The organism is Cellulomonas sp. HZM, assembly GCF_000708885.1.
GTDB lineage: Bacteria > Actinomycetota > Actinomycetes > Actinomycetales > Cellulomonadaceae > Cellulomonas.
In genome coordinates this window covers 41,237-58,166 of sequence record NZ_JEOE01000004.1, presented here as the reverse complement: position 1 = coordinate 58,166, position 16,930 = coordinate 41,237, and the positions used below count along the sequence as shown (strand labels likewise).

Below are 16,930 nucleotides of genomic sequence, written 5' to 3'. Positions count from 1 at the left end.
CCCGCGAGCGCCTTTCGAGGCCACGGGACCCTGTTCACTACTTCGCGACCAGTCGTCCGGAGTTGCTCTGCTGCGGGACGTTTCCCGTCCCGCATACGGTGAAGTAGGTGCCGGCCGCGCGGCTCATGACGATCTCGGCCTTCGTCGTGTAGCCCGACTGCGCCGACGCGTTGAAGCCAATGAGCGGTTCGAGCGTGACGCCCGTGGTCCAGTTCTGAGCCTTCCCTGTACTGAAAGTGTGCTTGGACTTGTACTGGACGCAGTTCTTGGAGGACGTCGCGGGTACAGGCGATCCCGCCTCATAGGATCCGTAGGGCGAGCCGATAGGCCTGACCGAGTACGACACGAACTGCCCGGTGTCGCCGTCGCAGAGCACGTTCCGGTACTTGCCGTAATTCTGGAATTTCTTGTAGATGATTCCGTGCTGCCCCTTGTGCTGGTCGAACTCGTCGATGTCCCCGTTCGTGATCTTGTTGGTGCCGCTGGCTTCCCAAGAACCAAAGGCGCCGCTCTTGCTCGCCCCGACCCCGAACGACGACTCGGCGCCCGACTCATAGATGAATTGCGACGTCACCGCCGACGAAGTTGAATAGGTGGATCCGATGATTGTCGGGCGCTTGTCCAGCCGCTCGAGAAGTACGGTGCCGCACTTGTACCCAGCCGTCACGGTGGCAGCACTCATCGCCACCTTCGCAGGGCCATCCGTCGACTTCACGTCGGTCGTGGAGAACTCCACATGACCCGAAGCCGTCGCACTGCCGCTGCGAACGCGCGCACTGGCGACGTCATCGACGGTGAGCGGCTCGTCGGCCTCGATCGTGACGTCGCCCGCCAGCGCATCGTCGATCGACTTGTCGGCGACGATCTCCGGAGACAGCACGGCTGAGGTCGAAACGACCGCGACGTCGTCGCCAGCGTTCGCAGCGGTGACGTCGAAGTTGACCGTACGCTCGTTTCCGCCGGTCAGTTCGGCGACGGCTCCGGGGTCGGCGACGAGCTTGAAGCTACCATCCGAGTCAGTCAGGGTTGCGGCGATCGTGACGAGCTCGACCTCGTCGCCGGGTCGTTGCGAATCGAGCGTCTTCTGGTCAGGCCACGCTGTGGCGATCACGGGCACCCCGGCGTCGGCGCCGTCCACTTCTCCTGCCGCAAGCACCGGGCCATCCAGGTCGGACGACGGCTCGACGTCTACGAGCTTCGCGAGCGCCTCGACCTGATCCGCGGCCGGCGGGCGGGGATCTGGCGCGACAGGCATGGCCGCCCCGATGAGCATGCTGGCGGCCATTGCGACACCTGACACGACAGCGACCTTCGGCAGCATTTTCACGACAGACAACATTCCACGCACCCCCTGCTCACAGCCGCGCAGCGTGCGCGACTGTGAACAGTGAACCAAGCTCGGCGTCTGCTTTGTGTCGATTTGCTGCGCGGAAACGGTCGAGATGGAGTGACGCCCATCACATTGACCGCGGAGGGGTCGTGGCGCTGCACAAAGGGCCTCGCGTCGCGCCCACCGCGGCGGTCTGCGACACGAGCCGCCACAGGTCGTTACGGGTCGCGGGGGAGATGCCCGGCTCTCGCTAACGCCGCCGCATTCGTCGTCAGATACCCCCCGGGGTATCGTGATGCCATGGACACCACCTCGCACCACACCGCGCCCCGTCGGATCGTCGTCGTCGGCGGCGTCGCGGGCGGCATGAGCGCGGCGGCCCGGGCACGGCGGATCGACGAGCACGCGTCGATCGTCGTACTCGAGAAGTCCGACTACGTGTCGTTCGCCAACTGCGGCCTGCCGTACCACCTGTCCGGAGAGATCGAGAGCCGCGACGCCCTCCTCCTGCACACCCCCGCGACCCTGCGCGCGGCGCTGGACCTCGACGTCCGCACGGGTCACCGCGTCACCGCGGTGGACCGCGCGGCGCGCACGGTGACGGTCGCGACGGCCGACGACGAGTACGCGCTCCCCTACGACGCGCTGCTCCTCGCGCCCGGTGCGGTCGCGGTGCGCCCGCAGATCGACGGCATCGACCACCCGGCCGTGCACAGCCTGCGCACCATCCCGGACCTCGACGCGCTGCTCGCACGCCTCGAGGGGCACGAAGAGCAGGTCGACGAGCAGCGCCGCGCGGTCGTCGTCGGCGGCGGGTTCATCGGGCTCGAGGCGGCCGAGGCACTCGTCGCGCGCGGACTGCAGGTGGACCTCGTCGAGCTCGCGGAGCAGGTGCTGCCCCCGCTCGACGCGGAGCTGGCGGTCCGGCTGGCCGACGAGCTGCGAGCGAACGGCGCGCGGCTGCACCTGGGTGTCGCGGTCGTGTCGATCTCGGGTCACGACGACGGCGTCGTCGTGCACCTGTCCGACGGCACGGCGCTGCCCGCCGACGACGTCGTGATGAACATCGGCGTCCGCCCCGCGAGCAACCTCGCTCGCGACGCCGGCTTCGAGCTCGGCGCGCGCGGTGCGATCGTCGTCGACGCGGACCAGCGTACGTCCGACCCGCACGTCTGGGCGGTCGGCGACGCCGTCGAGGTGCGTCACGCCGTCACGGGCGACGTCGGCCCGGTCCCGCTCGCGGGCCCGGCCAACCGCCAGGGCCGGCGCGCCGCCGACTCCATGCTGGGCCGCCGCACCACGCCGCAGGCGACCGTGCTGGGCACCGCGATCGTGCGCGTCTTCGGCCTCACCGCCGCCGTCACCGGCGCGAGCCAGGAGACGCTGCGCCGAGCGGGCACCGAGCACGTCGTCGTCCGCCTGCACGGCGGGCACCACGCGGGATACTTCCCGGGTGCGGAGCAGGTGCACCTCGTCGCGAGCTTCGCCCCAGACGGGCGACTGCTCGGCGCGCAGGGCGTCGGCCCCGACGGCGTCGACAAGCGCATCGACGTGCTCGCCACCGCCCTGCGCGCCGGCATGACGGCCGACGACCTGGCCGAGCTCGAGCTCGCCTACGCGCCGCCGTTCGGCTCGGCGAAGGACCCAGTCAACATGCTGGGGTTCGTCGCGCAGAACGTGCTCGACGGCACCATGCCACAGTGGCAGGCCGACGAGCTCGACGACGTCCTGACCGACACCCTCGTGCTCGACGTCCGCAGCGCGGCCGAGTTCGCGGCCGGCCACCTCAAGGGTGCACTCAACATCCCGCACACCGAGCTGCGCGGACGTCTCGACGAGGTCCGCGACGCCGCCTCCGGCCGCCCGGTGAGCGTGCACTGCGCGAGCGGCGTGCGCTCCTACCTGGCCACCCGCGTGCTGCTCGCCGCGGGCCTGGACGCCCGGAACCTGTCCGGCGGCTGGCTCACGCTGACCGCCGTCCACCCTCACCTCGCGGCCTGACCGCGAAGCCCAAAGGAGGCCACCATGTGCTACCCCGTCCGCTGCGCCACCTGTCGCAAGATCGGCTGGGAGGGCTGCGGCATGCACGTCGACGACGTGATGGCCGACGTCCCCACCGACGAGCGCTGCACCTGCCGCTGAGAGGAGAGCTCTGATGGAGCTCGACCGCGACGAGGTCGCCAAGATCGCCAACCGGCTCAAGCGTGCGCAGGGCCAGCTCGCGGGCGTGATCCGCATGCTCGACGAGGGGCGCGACTGCGAGGAGCTGGTCACGCAGCTGTCCGCGGTCTCGCGCGCGCTGGACCGCGCGGGGTTCGCGATCATCGCCACCGGGATGCGCCAGTGCCTGGTCCGGCCGGAGGGTGCGGCTGACGACGAGGCCACGGCGCTGGACGTGCAGAAGCTGGAGAAGCTCTTCCTGTCCCTGGCGTGACGACCGGACGTCAGTCCGCGCGCGCGTCCGCGCGGGCCAGCACGAGCATCCGCTCCTCGATCGTCGCCGGGACCGCCTCGACCGTCGCGTGCAGACCGGCCCCGCGCAGGATGCCCTCCACGTCGGACTGCGCGAGATCGGCGACCCGGACCGAGCGACCGTCGAGGATCACCGGCGCGTCGGCGGCGTTGAGGGCGGCGAACGTCGCGGCCCAGTCGTCGGTCCGGACCGCGAGCGCACGGGTGTCGCCGATGATGTCGGCCTCGCTCCCCTGCGCGACGAGCCGGCCGCGGGACATGAGCAGCAGGCGGTCGCACTGCTGCGCCTCCTGCATGTAGTGCGTGGTGACGAGCACGCCGACGCCCTCGTCGGACTGACCGCGGATCGTGTCCCACAGCGCGGCGCGCGCGAGCGCGTCCACCCCGGACGTGGGCTCGTCGAGCAGGACGAGCTCCGGGCCGTGAGAGAGAGCGGCGACGAACGCGGCCTGCCGCTGGGCGCCGAGCGGCATCTCGGCCACCAGGGTGCGCGCGTAGGGCTCGAGCCCGTCAGGCAGCGCGGGCACCGGGGTCCCGTACGTGTCGCAGACGAACGCCAGGTTCTCGGCCAGGGTCATGTCGCGGTAGAGGCCGAGGTTCTGCGGCACGTACCCGACACGCCGACGGCGGTCCCTGTTGGGCGGGCCGCCGAGCATCTCGACGTCACCGGCACTCGTCGGCAGGAGGCCCAGGAGCATCCGCATGAGCGTCGTCTTCCCGGCTCCGTTCGCCCCGAGCAGGCCGACGACCTCGCCCGGTTGCACCTCCATCGTCACCGAGTCGACCGCGGTGAAGTGCCCGAAGCGGCGCGTCACGTCGACCGCGCGCAGCGCGACGCTCATCGCGCCACCGCCGTCGCTCGTCGGACCAGGGACGACGCGATCACGATGTCCTCCAGGTCGGGGGCGACGACCTCGCGTCCCGCGGGTGCGTCCCCGTCCGGCCAGTACTCGTGCCGCTCGCGGCCGCGACGCCACGACCACTGCGGGCGGACGGCCTCGGGCGCCCGTGTCACCGTCCCCGGGAAGCCGGCGCGGACCTCGTCGTACGAGCCCTGCACCAACACCTCCCCGCCGTCGAGTACCACCAGGTGCCCCGCGCGCTCGGCCTCGTCGAGGTAGGTGGTCGACATGATCACGGCCGCGCCGGCCGCCGCGGTCTCCGAGACCAGCCGCCACAGGTCGATGCGGCTGACGGGGTCGACGCCGGTGCTCGGCTCGTCGAGCACGACGAGGTCCGGGGTGTGCACGATCGCCATGCAGAACCCGAGCTTGCGCCGCATGCCGCCCGAGAGCTGCGACGCGAGCCGGTCCGAGGCGAACGTGAGGCCGGCCGCGTCCGTGAGCTCCGTCCGGCGCGTGGCCAGGCGCTCGCCCGTGAGCCCGTACACGCCTCCGACGAAGTCGATGTTCTGCGCGACCGTGAGCGCGGCCCAGCTCCCCGACGAGGCGGGCAGGAACCCTAGCTGCGACTTCTGCGGTGCGGTCACCGTGCCCTCGTCGGGAACCACCTCCCGCACCAGGGCCCGCAGCAGGGTCGTCTTTCCCGCGCCGTCGCCGCCGACGACCGCGACCACCGTCCCGGCGGAGACCTCGACCGTGACGTCGTGCAGCGCCTGCGTCGCGCCGAACGACACGCTCAGGGACGCCACCCCGTACGTCACGCGGCACCGCCGGCACGCTTCGACGGCTTGCGCTCCGGCGCCAGGTCACGCCGGAAGCGCAGGGTCGCCGCGGTGAACACGACGACGGCCATGACGGTGAGCACGACGAACGGCAGCCACAGCGAGGCGATCGGCGCACCCCGGAGCATCACGCCCTGGGAGATCATCGTGAAGTAGGTCAGCGGCAGCAGGTAGCCGATCCAGCGCACTCCGGCGGCCATGGCCTCGAGCGGGAAGATCATGCCCGAGAGCAGGATCTGCGGCATCAGGATGAAGAAGGCCGTCTGGATCGCCTGCCCGGCGGTCTGCGAGATCGTCGAGATGAACACCCCGATGCCGAGCACGACGAACAGGAAGATCGCCGCGCCGAGCGCGAACGTGAGCACGTTGCCGTTGAACGGGACGTCGAACAGCAGCATCCCGAGCACCGTGACGATGACCATGTCGATCGCCGCGAGGATGAAGTAGGGCGTGATCTTCCCGAGGATCACCGTGCTCGGCTTGATGGGCATCACCGCGAGCTGCTCGATGGTGCCGCTCTCGCGTTCGCGGACCAGGCCGATGCTGGTCACGATCGTGCCGATGAACGTGAGGATGAGTCCGATGATCGCGGGGATCATCACCCAGGACGTCGTCAGGTCCGGGTTGTAGAGGACCTCGGTGGTGACCTTGTCGCCCATCGAGTTCAGCCCGGCGACGATGGACTGCGCGGCGAACAGGTTCGAGCCGTCGACCAGCGCCTTCACGCCCGCCTCGCTGGTCACGAAGACCACGTCGACCTCGTCGTCGCGCAGCATGTCGCGCGCGTCCTGCTCCGTGGCCGACGCGTCGGTGGTGGTCACGTCGAAGAAGTCCGGGAGCTGCCCGGCGACCTTCGCGGCGTCCGGCCCGACGACGGCCGCCTCGGCGTGGTCGACGTAGAAGTTGGCGGCGTACCCGAACACCACCAGCAGGATCAGCGGGAGCGCGACGAGCAGCCCGACGGTGCGGCGGTCGCGGACCAGCTCGCGGAACTCCTTGACGATCATCGCCCTCACCCGCGTCACGCTAGGAGCCCGCCCGCCAGGAAGTCAACGGATGTTGAATAGCGATCCCGGCCCGCTCCGGCGGTACCCTCCGCCGATGAGCACCAGGTCGGGAAGGCGCCCCGGAGGGCAGCCGACCAGGCAGGAGATCGTCGAGGCCGCCCGCGCGACCTTCGCCGCGCAGGGCTTCGACGGCTCGACGATCCGCGGCATCGCCGCCGCTGCGTCGGTCGACCCTGCGCTCGTGCACCACTACTTCGGCACGAAGGAGGAGCTGCTCCTCGAGACGCTCCAGTTCCCCGACGGCGGCGAGCATCTCGTCCTGTCCTCGCTCGACGGAGACGTGTCGGACGTCGGCGAACGGCTCACCCGCGCCTACCTGAGCCTGTGGGAGAGCGACGACACCCGCAGCCAGATGGTGATCCTCGCGCGCTCGGCCCTGACGAACGAGGCCGCCATGGCGCGCGTCCGACCGCTCATCGCCGCGGTGCAGGCCCACCTCAGGAGCACGACGCCGGCGGCCGCACGCGCGGACGATACGTTCGCGCTCGCGATCGGCCAGCTCCTCGGGATCGCCTGCGGGCGGCACATCACCCGCATCCCGACGCTGTGCGCCCTGACGTTCGACGAGCTCGTCGAACGGGTCGCGCCGTCGGTCCAGGTGCTCTTCGAGCGGCCCGCCGACGGCCCCTAGCACCAGCCCGCCGGCGGATGGCACCTCCGGTAGACCTCATGTCTACCCGGGTAGAATCCGCGCATGTCGCTCAACATCAAGAACGAGCGGACGCACTCCTTGGTGCGTCGGCTCGCGGCGCTCACCGGGCAGTCGCAGACGGCGGCCGTCGAGGACGCGGTCGCCCGCCGCCTCGCCGAGGTGGAGGCCGGCGGGCGTACGGGACGCGCGGACGCACGGTGGTCCGAGGTCGAGGAGCTCCTGGTCGAGTTCCGGGTCGACCTCGCGCCCGACGACCGCGCACGGATGCTCCGTGCCGAGGCCGACCTCTACGACGATCTCGGCCTCCCGCGATGATCGTCGACACGTCGGCGGTCGTCGCGATCCTGCTGGGCGAGCCCGGGTGGGACGCGTTGGCCCGCGCGGTGCTCGCCGACCCGGCCCCTCGCATGTCGGCCGCGACCTTCGTCGAGCTGTCCGCGGTGGTGTGGCAGAAGGGCGCACCCCAGCAGCACCGGAGGGTCGAGACCCTGCTCGAACGCCTCGGCATCGAGGTCGTCGCGCTGACGCCGGAGCACGCGCGGGTCGCCGCCGAGGCGTACCGGGAGTTCGGCCGCGGGAGCGGGCACCCCGCCCGTCTGAACCTGGGGGACTGCTTCGCGTACGCGCTCGCGGCCGTCCGGGACGAGCCTCTGCTGTTCGTCGGCGACGACTTCCGCCACACGGACCTGCGAGCCGCGGTCGCCTAGCCCGCCGCCTGCTGGCGGATGCCCGCCAGGAGCAGGTCGAGGCCCGCGCGGAACTGCTCGGCGTCGTCGTGCGCCGCGAACTCGTCGGCGATGTTGAACAGGAACGGGAAGTCCTGCTCGCCCAGCTCGCGGATCTGGGCGCGGAAGTCGGCGACGAACTCGTCGGCACTGACGCGGCCGTCGCGCACCTCCTGCGGCGGGTCCTGGCCGCGGTCGGCAGCGACGCCGACGACGAACGCCATGACGGCCGAGACGGCGTCGAACTGCTGCCGGCGGGTGAGGTCGAGCCGCATGACCTGGCGGCCCATCCGGTCGTACAGCGTGAGGCCGTTGATCTGGGTCCCCGAGTCCTGCAGGAAGTAGGCGCCGAGCCAGGGGCGGTTGACCGTGGCCTCGTAGAACGCGATCGCGATCGCCCGGACGTCGGCGATCGGGTCCGGGTCCGTCCCGACGTGCGCGGTCTGGGCCAGCACCCCGGCGAGCACGCTGTCCGCGGCCCGTTCCAGGAGCTCGTCCTTGCTGGACACGTACCAGTAGATGCTTCCGACGCCGGTGCCGAGCCGTGCCGCGAGGGCCCGGAACGTGAGGCCCGGCTCGCCGGACTCGTCGAGGATCGCGACGGCCTCCGAGATCACGGCCTCGAGCGAGTGCGACGCGCGCCGCCGTCCCGTGGTCCCGCGTCCACCGCCACGACGAGCGGCAGCGCCGCCCTGTGACGCACCAGTCACGATCTCGTCCCTGCGCATGGGTTGCACCCTATCGAACATCGTTCTAGCGTATAGAACAGCGTTCGATCACCGAACAACGTTCCAGCCAAAGGACCACGCCATGACCACCCTCACCGCTCCAGCCTCGCAGCGGACCTATACGTCGCTGCGCGCCGCGTGGATCCCCATGTTCGCCCTCTGCCTCGCGTTCTTCGTCGAGATGGTGGACAACACCCTGCTCACCATCGCCCTGCCGACGATCGGCCGCGACCTCGGCGCCGGCACCACCGCGCTCCAGTGGGTCACCGGCGCGTACTCGCTCACGTTCGGCGGTCTGCTGCTCACGGCGGGTTCCGCCGCGGACCGCATCGGACGGCGGCGCGTGCTGCTCGTCGGTCTCGCCGCGTTCGGCACGATCAGCATCTTCGTCGCGTTCGTCAGCACCGCGGGCGAGCTCATCGCCCTGCGCGCCGCGCTCGGCGTCGCCGCCGCGATGATGGCGCCCATCACCAACTCGCTCGTCTTCCGCCTGTTCGACGCGGCCGAGCTCCGGATGCGCGCGATGACCGTGATGATCGTCGTCGGCATGAGCGGGTTCATCCTCGGCCCGCTGCTCGGCGGCACCGCGCTCGCCCACGTCAGCTGGCAGTGGCTGCTGCTGGTGAACGCGCCCATCGCCCTGATCGCGTGGATCGGCGTGCGCAAGGGCGTCGCGGCCGACGACCCCGCCGGCCTGACCAAGGACCGCCTCGACCTGCCCGGCTCGGCGCTCAGTATCGCCACGATCGGCCTCGCCTGCTACACCGCGACGAGCGGCGTCGAGCACGGCTGGACCTCGGTGTGGACCTTCGCCTCGGCCCTCGGTGCCGTGCTCGCGCTGGTTGCCTTCGTGGTCCACGAGCGCCGCACCGAGCAGCCGATGCTCGACCTCACGATCTTCCGCAGCGGCATCGTCCGCGGCGCGAGCATCGCCCAGGTCGGCACCTCGATCGCCATGGCCGGCGTGATGTTCGGCCTGATCCTGCACTTCCAGTACGCGTACGGCTGGAGCCCGGTGCGCGCCGGCCTCGCCAACCTGCCGCTCATCGTCACGATGATCGCCGCGACGCCGCTCTCCGAGGGCCTGGCCAAGCGCTTCGGCCACCGGATCGCGTGCCTCGTCGGCGCGGTGTTCCTCGCCGGCTCGCTCGTCGGCATGGCGTGGGGCGTCGAGCACGGCTACCTGGCGATCGCGTTCTTCATGGTCACGTTCACGTTCGGCCTGCGCACCGTCATGACGATCTGCGCCGTCGCGCTCGTCGACGCGATGCCCGAGAACCGCACCTCGCTGGGCGCGGCGCTCAACGACACCGCGCAGGAGGTCGGCACGAGCGTCGGCACCGCGATCGTCGGCACGCTCATCGCGGTGCTCGTCACCACCGTCCTGCCCGACGGGACGTGGGGCGCCGACCTCGTGCAGTCCTTCTTCCACGGCGAGCGGATCGTCTACGTGACGCTGGCCGTGCTGGTCGGGATCGTCGCCGGGGCGGGCGCGCTGTCGCTCAGCAGCTCGCGGTCGGTCGACGAGCACTGAGTCCGGCGAGAACTGAGTCCGGCGAGCGACTCACACCACGAGCGACTGGCCCCCGTCGACGAACAGCTCGGCACCGGTCACGTGGCTCGCGGAATCGGACGCGAGGAACGCGATCGCGTCGGCCACCTGCTCGGGCGTGCCCGGCTCGCTCCCCGTGAGCGGGATCGGGCCGTCCGGGTACTGGGCCCGCACACCGAGGCCCTCGGTGTCGCGGGCCTCGGTGTTGTCGCTGATCTCGGTGTCGATCGCGCCCGGGCACACGACGTTGACCCTGATCCGCCGGGGTGCGAGCTCGACGGCGACCATGCGCGCGAACGCCAGCTGCCCGGCCTTGCTCGTCGCGTAGGCGGACGCGCCGGAGTTGGAGAACGTGCGCGTGCCGTTGATCGACGAGACGACGACGATCGCGCCGCCCCGACGCACGAGCAGCGGCACCGCGAAGCGCACGGTCAGGAACGTGCCGGTGAGGTTGGTGGCGATCGTCGTCCGCCACTCCTCGGGGTCGATCTGCTCCAGCGGCGCCCACACGCCGTTGATGCCCGCGTTCGCGACGACGACGTCGAGGCGGCCGAGCTCGTCGTCGATGCGCTGCACGACCTCGCGCATCGCGTCCGCGTCGCCGACGTCGGCCGCGAGCGGCAGCGCCGAGCCCCCCGCGGCGCGGATCTCGTCGGCCGCGTCGTCGGCACTGCCCTGGCGGTGCCCGAGCGCGACGACGTGCAGGCCGTCGGCCGCGAGCCGCAGCGCGGTCGCCCGCCCGATGCCCGACCCCACGCCCGTCACGAGCGCGACCTTCACCTCTGCTGCCATGGCGCCACCTCCCGGGCCGACGCTAACCGCGGGCCGCCGTGGCCGCAGCCCGGCCGGAGGTCAGGCAGAGCGGCCGGGCTCCCACGGGTCGTCGGCGTGGGACATCCACGCGCGCGACGGCTCGAGCGACCGCACGAGCCGCTGGCCCTCGGTCTCCGGCTCGTCGAGCTGGCCGCCCCACACGGCGGTGTCGCCGACGACCACCTCCCGGCCCGCGGGGGTGTCGACGACGACCACCTGCGAGCCGCGCGTGTGACCCGGTGCGGGCAGCAGCCGGACACCGGGCAGCAGCTCGCGCTCCCCGTCGACCGGCACGTACTCGACCCCGGGCGCGTCGACCCACTCGGGGATCGTGTAGTCCTCGAGCGTGCGCGCGTCCTCGAGCTCCTGGCGCTGGACGTACACCGGGATGCCCGCGAACAGGTGGTTGCCGCCGCAGTGGTCGAAGTGCAGGTGCGTGCAGACCACCGCGAGGACCCCGTCGCGCGCGATCGCGTCGAGCGCTCCCGGGACGAGGCGCGGGTCCATGTCCGCGACGGCGGGGTGCAGGCTCGTGAGCCCGGTGTCGACGAGCACGCGCCCCTCGGGGTGGTCGATGACGTGCACGTGCACGGGCAGCACCTCGTCCTCGCCGACGAGCAGGTCCGCGACGTTCACGGGGGTGATGGTGGTCTCGGGCGTCATCGCGGTCCTCCGGTCCGTCGGGCGGCGTCGCCTCGACACGGTACGGGTGCGGTCGACGCCGCAGAAGATCTCTGGCACAAAGGTGTCGGATCCCGGCGCGGCCGTTCGTCGTCAGGATGAGAGGCGGCCACCGGGCCGGCCCACGACGAAGGAGCACATCATGCCGAAGTACCTGCTCTCCGTGTACGGACCCGCCGAGCGCACGCCCTACGGCGCGTACCCGACGAAGGAGGCGATGCTCGAGTCGTTCGCCGACACGGGCGCGTTCAACGACCAGCTCGTCGCCGACGGGTACTTCGTGTTCGCCGACGGGCTCGCCGAGGTGTCGACCGCGACCGTCGTCGACGGCCATGGCGAGCAGCCCGTGCTCACCGACGGCCCCTACCTCGAGGCCAAGGAGCACCTGGGCGGCTTCTGGATCGTCGAGGTTCCCGACCTCGACGTCGCGCTGAGGCTCGCGGCCGAGGGCTCGAAGGCGTGCCGCGGCAAGGTCGAAGTGCGGCCGTTCGAGACCGCGGAGTCGTTCCAGGCGCTGCTGGACTCGTGACGGCGCCTGGCTCCCGGGTCGGCTCTCGGGTCGGCTCTCGGGTCGACGACGCGATCTCCCGGGCCCACCGCGACGAGTGGGCCCGGGTCGTCGCGACCCTCACGCGGAGGTTCGGGGACCTCGGCACTGCGGAGGACGCGACGGCCGAGGCGTTCGCGACGGCCGTCGAGCGCTGGCCGAAGGACGGCGTGCCCGCCAGCCCGGGCGCGTGGCTCACCACTACCGCCTCCCGCAAGGCGATCGACCGCATCCGCCGCGAGGCCCGCCGCGACGACAAGCACGAGGAGGCGCGGCTGTTGTTCGACGACGACCCGCCCACGCCGCGCGGCGCGATCGAGGACGACCGGCTGCGGCTGCTGTTCACGTGCTGCCACCCGGCGCTCTCCTCGGACGCGCGGGTCGCGCTCACGCTGCGCATGGTCGGCGGGCTCACGGTCCCCGAGATCGCGCGCGCGTTCCTGGTGCAGGAGCCCGCGATGGGCCAGCGGATCACGCGTGCGAAGGCCAAGATCAGGGCCGCGCACATCCCGTACCGGGTCCCCGCGCGCGAGGACCTCCCGGCGCGCGTGGACGGCGTCCTCGCGGTGCTGTTCCTGGTGTTCAACGAGGGCTACCTCGCGACCGGCCCCGGTACGGACCCGCTGCGCGGTGACCTCACGGCCGAGGCGATCCGGCTGGCACGCCTGGTGCGCGAGCTGCTGCCCGACCACGGCGAGACCACCGGGCTGCTCGCGCTGATGCTGCTCACCGAGGCGCGTGCGGCGGCGCGGGTGTCGACCAGCGGCGAGCTCGTCACGCTCGAGGAGCAGGACCGCTCGGCGTGGGACCGCGCGCTGGTCGACGAGGGGCACGCGCTGGCCCGCTCGACGTTGGCCGCCGTCGCCGCGGGCGGGCCGCCGCCGGGGCGCTACCAGCTCCTCGCGGCGATCAACGCCGTGCACACCGACGCCCGCGAGGCGCGCGACACCGACTGGTCGCAGGTCGTCGCGCTGTACGACCGGCTCGTGCGCACCGACCCGACGCCGATCGTGGCGCTCAACCGCGCGGTCGCGGTCGCCGAGGTCGACGGGCCGGAGGTCGCGCTCGCGCTCGTCGACCGCCTCCCGCTCGACGGCTACCACGCGTTCCACGCCACGCGTGCGGAGCTGCTGCGCCGGCTCGGGCGCAGCCGCGAGGCGCGCGGGGCGTACTCGCGCGCGATCGACCTGGCGGGCAACAGTGCGGAGACGGCATACCTCGCACGCCGTCGCGGGCAGCTGGGCGCGGGGTAGGCGGACAACCGCGCCGCCGACGTCAGTCGGACAGGATGGTCAGCGACGTGGACGACGGCGCATCGACGACGTGCATCAGCATGTCGAGCTCGACGACATCGCGCAGCGTCCGGGGGTGAGGATCCACCGGCCAGGGCCGCGTGCCCTCGTCACCGAAGAGTGCGAGGGCTCGTCCGCGTCCTGCGGAGAAACGCAGCCGTCCCCACAGGCCGTCGAATCCCGCGGCGTCGAACGCGCACGCCCACGACCGGGTGAGCGCGTAGTCGTCCGTCGTCGCGAGCTCGTTGGAGACCACGCCCCACTCGAGAGCGCTCCCTGCGGTCAGGTACGCCACGGTGCACGTGACCGACAGGTCGAGAACCGACATCACTCGATCACGCACGAGCCCGGCCGGGACCCAACCAGTCGCGGCGAGGTCGAAGCCGATCCGCTCCCGTGCGGCGCCCTCGGGCGTGCTCGCGAGGTACAGGGTTCCCCGTGGGGAGTCGAGGTTGAACCGACCCTGAGTGCTCGAGTCGAAGAACCACGGCCCGGCAGGGCCGTGCTGTCGGTACCAGCGCCTGCCGGCGGGCAGGTTCTTGCGTGGAAAGCCGCTCAGGTCCCTGTCCGCCGGGCCCTGCGCGGGTCTCGCGCGTGAGGCCTCGCTCACGCGGCCGCCCATCGGCGCGCGGCCGCGATCGCAAGCTGCTCGACGGGCTCGATCGGGGCACCAGCATCGACGAGGCGCGTGCGGGGGCTGTCACCATCGAGGTCGGCCGCGGGCACGCTGAACCAGGTCGCGATCGTCCAGCCGTCGACGCCGGCGTCACGAAGGTGGATGAGCACCTGCCGGATCCGGGGCGAGACATCGGTGCCGTCGAACTGGAAAGCCGGGTAGAGCAGCACGTCGTCGCTGGTGCGCACCTGCAGGAGCGTGCCGCGCTTGACGCGGTCGTGGACAGCCTGACGCGACGTACCACCCAGGAGGCGCCGCACTCCCTCGAGGTCGAAGAACGGGCCGACGAGCTGGTCGTAGAGATGTGCCCGCGGAACCGCGGCGAGCATCCGACGCGCCAGCACCGCAGGGTCCTCGTGGAGAGCTGGAGCGTCCGTCGCGACGAGCTCGTCGACGCCGGCCTCGAGCGACTCCATCAGGGCGACCTTGAACTCCGCAACGCTCGTCACGCCGATCATCTCCCAAACCCTGCCGTCAAGGCATGTCAAGGTCCAGGTTAGGCATGGCCGTCAAGGTTGGTCAAGGCGAGGCCGCCATGCAGGAGGGCCTGAACCGGCTCGCGGCCGGCGCGCTCGATCGGCTCGCCCGTGCCGTCGCCCAGGATCTCGAGTGACATCCGGACGACGCGCGGGCAAGGTCGGTGCATGAACGATGCCGAGAACGCGCGGCTGCGGTCGTTGATCGTCGGTGGCCGCGCGAAGCTGGTCAGGGTCGACTTCTCCGGCGCGCGGCTCGACACCGTGGCCGCGCGCGGTCAGCTGTTCGTCAAGTACTGCAGCTTCGCCGGAGCCGACCTACGGCACGCGACGCTCGACGGCGTCGGGTTCGGCCGCTGCGACCTCTCGGGCGCAGACCTGCGCGGCGCCTCGCTGCGAGGTGCACGGTTCCACGGGTGCGACCTGTCCGGAGCAGACCTGCGGGGGGCCGACCTGCACGGGGCCACGTTCGGGACCGGCGGCGCGGGTCAGGACGCCAGGCCGACGACACTCACGGGCGCCCGGCTGGACCGGAACGGTCTGCACGGAGCGATCCTCGAGCACGTCGAGCTCTAGCTAGCGGGCGCCCGCTCGTCGGACCGCCGCGAGCCCGAGCGCCGCCGCGAAGACCACGGCCGCCGCCGGCAGCGGCACGGCCCCGACCCCCGCGCCCGCGGCGACCACCGACGCGCCCGCGGCGCCCACCGCGATCCCGCCGTTGAACAGGACGGGCACGAGCGCCCCCGCCGCGGACCGGTGCGCGACACCCGCACGGCGCATGATCTCGGTCTGCGCGAGAGCCGGGAGAGCGCCGGAGAACACGCCCCACACGAGCACCACGACGACGCCGGTCACCGTGCTGCGCGACGCCGCCGCGAGCGCCGCGAGCGAGGCGGCCGTGCCGAGGGAGACGACGACGAGCGCGAGCGCCGTCCGCTCGCGCACCCGGCCCGCGAGCGCGATCCCCACCGCGGACGCGAGTCCGAACCCCAGGAGCACGGTGCCGGCACCGCCGGGCACCCCGTCAGCGCGGACCAGCACGGTGACGTACGTGTAGGCGCCGTAGTGGCCGACGAGCACGAGCGCGGTGAACGCTGCGACCAGCAGCATGGGCCGCACCGGGGTCGGCACGACGGCGGTGTCTGCGTCCGGCTCGTCGGCCGTCGCCACGGAGGACCGGACGACGAGCCGGACGAGCGCCGCGACGACGACGGTCGCGACGCCGAGCCCGACGAACGCCACGCGCCACCCCGTCACGTCCGTGACCATGCGCGCCACGGGCGTGCCGATCACCATGCCGAGCGTCGCACCGCCCAGCACCACCGACACCGCCGCCCCGAGCGAGCGGTCCGGGACGAGGTCGGCCACGAGCGCGTTGACCGTCGCCCACAGCAGCCCGACCGAGGCGGCACCGAGCAGCCGCGCGGCGACCACGGCGTCGAAGCCGGACGACGAGGCCGTCAGCACCGACGACGCGGCGAGCACCAGCAGCCCGACGACCACGACGCGACGCCGGTCGAACCGTCGTGTCAGCGCGACCAGCGGGAACCCGGTGAGCACGACGACACCGGCCCACAGCGACACGAGCATGCCCGCGCGCGAGTCGGCGACGCCCAGGTCGTCGGCCATGGGGCGCAGCACGGCGGTGGGCAGCATCTCGGCCGTGACCATGGCGAACGTCGCGGCGCCGAGGGCCAGCAGGCTGGGCCAGGGGAGCCGGTCGCGGGTCGTCGTCGGCACGGTCGTCGTCGAAGCGGTCTCGACGGGGTGGACGTCCATGAGAGCGACGCTAAAGTTTGACATTGGTGTCAATGTCAAGCGGTAGCGGCGAGAGGATCCACGACGATGCAGATCGGTGAGCTCGCCCGGCGGACCCAGGTCGCTCCGCGCCTGGTCCGCTACTACGAGCAGCAGGGCCTGCTCGCCCCCGCACGGTCCGAGAACGGATACCGCAGCTACACCGAGGACCACGTCGAGCGCGTCACGCGCATCGCGAGCCTGGTGCAGGCGGGCGTCCCGACGAGGCTCGTGCGCGTGCTCATGGACGCCGAGGACGCCGCGGCGCGCGACGAGGAGACGTGCCCTGTCGCGGTCGCCGAACAGCTCGCCGCCGAGCTCGTCGGGCTCGAGTCCCGCCTGGCGTGCCTGACCCGCAGCAGGGACACCATCCGCGACTTCCTGGTCCGCACCCAGCACGAGGTCCTGCTGCGCGAGGACAGTCCGCTCCCTTCCTGA

General features: G+C 71.9%; 20 protein-coding genes. 10 read left to right on the top strand and 10 right to left on the bottom strand.

Annotated features, from left to right (window positions below; all coding sequences use genetic code 11):
* Window positions 1-37: 37 nt before the first annotated feature.
* Window positions 38-1,285 (bottom strand): hypothetical protein, encoded by a 1,248-nt coding sequence (locus tag AW16_RS0103915; protein WP_029288386.1) that lies wholly within the window; start codon window positions 1,283-1,285, stop codon window positions 38-40.
* 345 nt (window positions 1,286-1,630) lie between these two features.
* On the opposite strand from AW16_RS0103915, the gene AW16_RS0103910 reads away from it, so the two are divergent.
* Together AW16_RS0103910 and AW16_RS0103900 are read left to right on the top strand one after the other, a co-directional pair.
* Window positions 1,631-3,331 (top strand): FAD-dependent oxidoreductase, encoded by a 1,701-nt coding sequence (locus tag AW16_RS0103910; protein WP_029288384.1) that lies wholly within the window; start codon window positions 1,631-1,633, stop codon window positions 3,329-3,331.
* Window positions 3,332-3,485: 154 nt separating this feature from the next.
* Window positions 3,486-3,764, top strand: a complete 279-nt coding sequence (locus tag AW16_RS0103900) for a metal-sensitive transcriptional regulator (protein ID WP_029288382.1) — start codon at window positions 3,486-3,488, stop codon at window positions 3,762-3,764.
* A gap of 10 nt (window positions 3,765-3,774) precedes the next feature.
* Here AW16_RS0103900 and AW16_RS0103895 read toward each other — a convergent pair whose 3' ends face one another.
* Genes AW16_RS0103895 through AW16_RS0103885 form a run of 3 tightly spaced genes read right to left on the bottom strand, consistent with a single transcriptional unit; the run spans window position 3,775 to window position 6,493 of the window.
* Window positions 3,775-4,644, bottom strand: coding sequence for an ABC transporter ATP-binding protein (locus tag AW16_RS0103895; RefSeq protein WP_029288380.1), 870 nt, complete (start codon window positions 4,642-4,644; stop codon window positions 3,775-3,777).
* Window positions 4,641-5,465 carry an ABC transporter ATP-binding protein gene (locus tag AW16_RS0103890; RefSeq protein ID WP_029288378.1) on the bottom strand — a complete coding sequence of 275 codons (825 nt, stop codon included), beginning with the start codon at window positions 5,463-5,465 and terminating at the stop codon, window positions 4,641-4,643. The genes AW16_RS0103895 and AW16_RS0103890 overlap by 4 nt, the downstream gene beginning before the upstream one ends.
* Window positions 5,462-6,493, bottom strand: a complete 1,032-nt coding sequence (locus tag AW16_RS0103885) for an ABC transporter permease (protein ID WP_231495943.1) — start codon at window positions 6,491-6,493, stop codon at window positions 5,462-5,464. Before AW16_RS0103885 ends, AW16_RS0103890 begins: the two co-directional genes overlap by 4 nt.
* A 94-nt stretch (window positions 6,494-6,587) precedes the next feature.
* Here AW16_RS0103885 and AW16_RS0103880 point away from each other — a divergent pair, with 94 nt between their 5' ends.
* The 3 genes from AW16_RS0103880 (at window position 6,588) to AW16_RS0103870 (ending at window position 7,912) form a co-directional block, all read left to right on the top strand.
* Window positions 6,588-7,184, top strand: coding sequence for a TetR/AcrR family transcriptional regulator (locus AW16_RS0103880; protein ID WP_029288374.1), 597 nt, complete (start codon window positions 6,588-6,590; stop codon window positions 7,182-7,184).
* 63 nt (window positions 7,185-7,247) lie between these two features.
* Window positions 7,248-7,520 carry a type II toxin-antitoxin system VapB family antitoxin gene (locus AW16_RS0103875; RefSeq protein ID WP_029288373.1) on the top strand — a complete coding sequence of 91 codons (273 nt, stop codon included), beginning with the start codon at window positions 7,248-7,250 and terminating at the stop codon, window positions 7,518-7,520.
* The gene (locus AW16_RS0103870) at window positions 7,517-7,912 is read left to right on the top strand and encodes a type II toxin-antitoxin system VapC family toxin (RefSeq protein WP_029288371.1); all 396 of its coding nucleotides are present in this window, start codon (window positions 7,517-7,519) and stop codon (window positions 7,910-7,912) included. The genes AW16_RS0103875 and AW16_RS0103870 overlap by 4 nt, the downstream gene beginning before the upstream one ends.
* Here AW16_RS0103870 and AW16_RS0103865 read toward each other — a convergent pair.
* Window positions 7,909-8,658 (bottom strand): TetR/AcrR family transcriptional regulator, encoded by a 750-nt coding sequence (locus AW16_RS0103865; RefSeq protein WP_081861446.1) that lies wholly within the window; start codon window positions 8,656-8,658, stop codon window positions 7,909-7,911. The two genes, AW16_RS0103870 and AW16_RS0103865, sit on opposite strands and share 4 nt — an antisense overlap.
* A gap of 82 nt (window positions 8,659-8,740) precedes the next feature.
* Here AW16_RS0103865 and AW16_RS0103860 point away from each other — a divergent pair, with 82 nt between their 5' ends.
* Window positions 8,741-10,192 (top strand): tetracycline resistance MFS efflux pump, encoded by a 1,452-nt coding sequence (locus tag AW16_RS0103860; RefSeq protein ID WP_029288367.1) that lies wholly within the window; start codon window positions 8,741-8,743, stop codon window positions 10,190-10,192.
* A gap of 30 nt (window positions 10,193-10,222) precedes the next feature.
* Here AW16_RS0103860 and AW16_RS0103855 read toward each other — a convergent pair whose 3' ends face one another.
* Together AW16_RS0103855 and AW16_RS0103850 are read right to left on the bottom strand one after the other, a co-directional pair.
* Window positions 10,223-11,002, bottom strand: coding sequence for an SDR family NAD(P)-dependent oxidoreductase (locus AW16_RS0103855; protein ID WP_029288366.1), 780 nt, complete (start codon window positions 11,000-11,002; stop codon window positions 10,223-10,225).
* Between the two features lie 60 nt (window positions 11,003-11,062).
* Complete coding sequence (locus tag AW16_RS0103850; protein WP_029288364.1) at window positions 11,063-11,686, bottom strand: MBL fold metallo-hydrolase; 624 nt, start codon at window positions 11,684-11,686, stop codon at window positions 11,063-11,065.
* Between the two features lie 160 nt (window positions 11,687-11,846).
* Between AW16_RS0103850 and AW16_RS0103845 the strand changes: the two genes are divergently transcribed.
* Window positions 11,847-12,233, top strand: a complete 387-nt coding sequence (locus AW16_RS0103845; protein ID WP_029288454.1) for a YciI family protein — start codon at window positions 11,847-11,849, stop codon at window positions 12,231-12,233.
* On the top strand, window positions 12,230-13,504 hold the full coding sequence (locus AW16_RS0103840; RefSeq protein WP_051681653.1) for an RNA polymerase sigma factor: 1,275 nt from the start codon (window positions 12,230-12,232) through the stop codon (window positions 13,502-13,504). Before AW16_RS0103845 ends, AW16_RS0103840 begins: the two co-directional genes overlap by 4 nt.
* Before the next feature lie 22 nt (window positions 13,505-13,526).
* Here the strand turns inward: AW16_RS0103840 and AW16_RS0103835 are convergent, their stop codons facing one another.
* Together AW16_RS0103835 and AW16_RS0103830 are read right to left on the bottom strand one after the other, a co-directional pair.
* Window positions 13,527-14,153, bottom strand: coding sequence for an RES family NAD+ phosphorylase (locus tag AW16_RS0103835; RefSeq protein ID WP_197021555.1), 627 nt, complete (start codon window positions 14,151-14,153; stop codon window positions 13,527-13,529).
* Entirely contained in the window at window positions 14,150-14,668 is a 519-nt protein-coding gene (locus tag AW16_RS0103830) for a hypothetical protein (protein ID WP_156044043.1), read from the bottom strand. Before AW16_RS0103830 ends, AW16_RS0103835 begins: the two co-directional genes overlap by 4 nt.
* 195 nt (window positions 14,669-14,863) lie before the next feature.
* Between AW16_RS0103830 and AW16_RS17505 the strand changes: the two genes are divergently transcribed.
* A complete protein-coding gene (locus AW16_RS17505) occupies window positions 14,864-15,271 on the top strand; it encodes a pentapeptide repeat-containing protein (RefSeq protein WP_051681650.1) in 408 nt (135 codons plus the stop codon).
* Here AW16_RS17505 and AW16_RS0103815 read toward each other — a convergent pair whose 3' ends face one another.
* Window positions 15,272-16,474 (bottom strand): MFS transporter, encoded by a 1,203-nt coding sequence (locus AW16_RS0103815; protein ID WP_081861445.1) that lies wholly within the window; start codon window positions 16,472-16,474, stop codon window positions 15,272-15,274.
* Window positions 16,475-16,540: 66 nt separating this feature from the next.
* On the opposite strand from AW16_RS0103815, the gene AW16_RS0103810 reads away from it, so the two are divergent.
* Window positions 16,541-16,930 carry a MerR family transcriptional regulator gene (locus AW16_RS0103810; protein WP_029288351.1) on the top strand — a complete coding sequence of 130 codons (390 nt, stop codon included), beginning with the start codon at window positions 16,541-16,543 and terminating at the stop codon, window positions 16,928-16,930.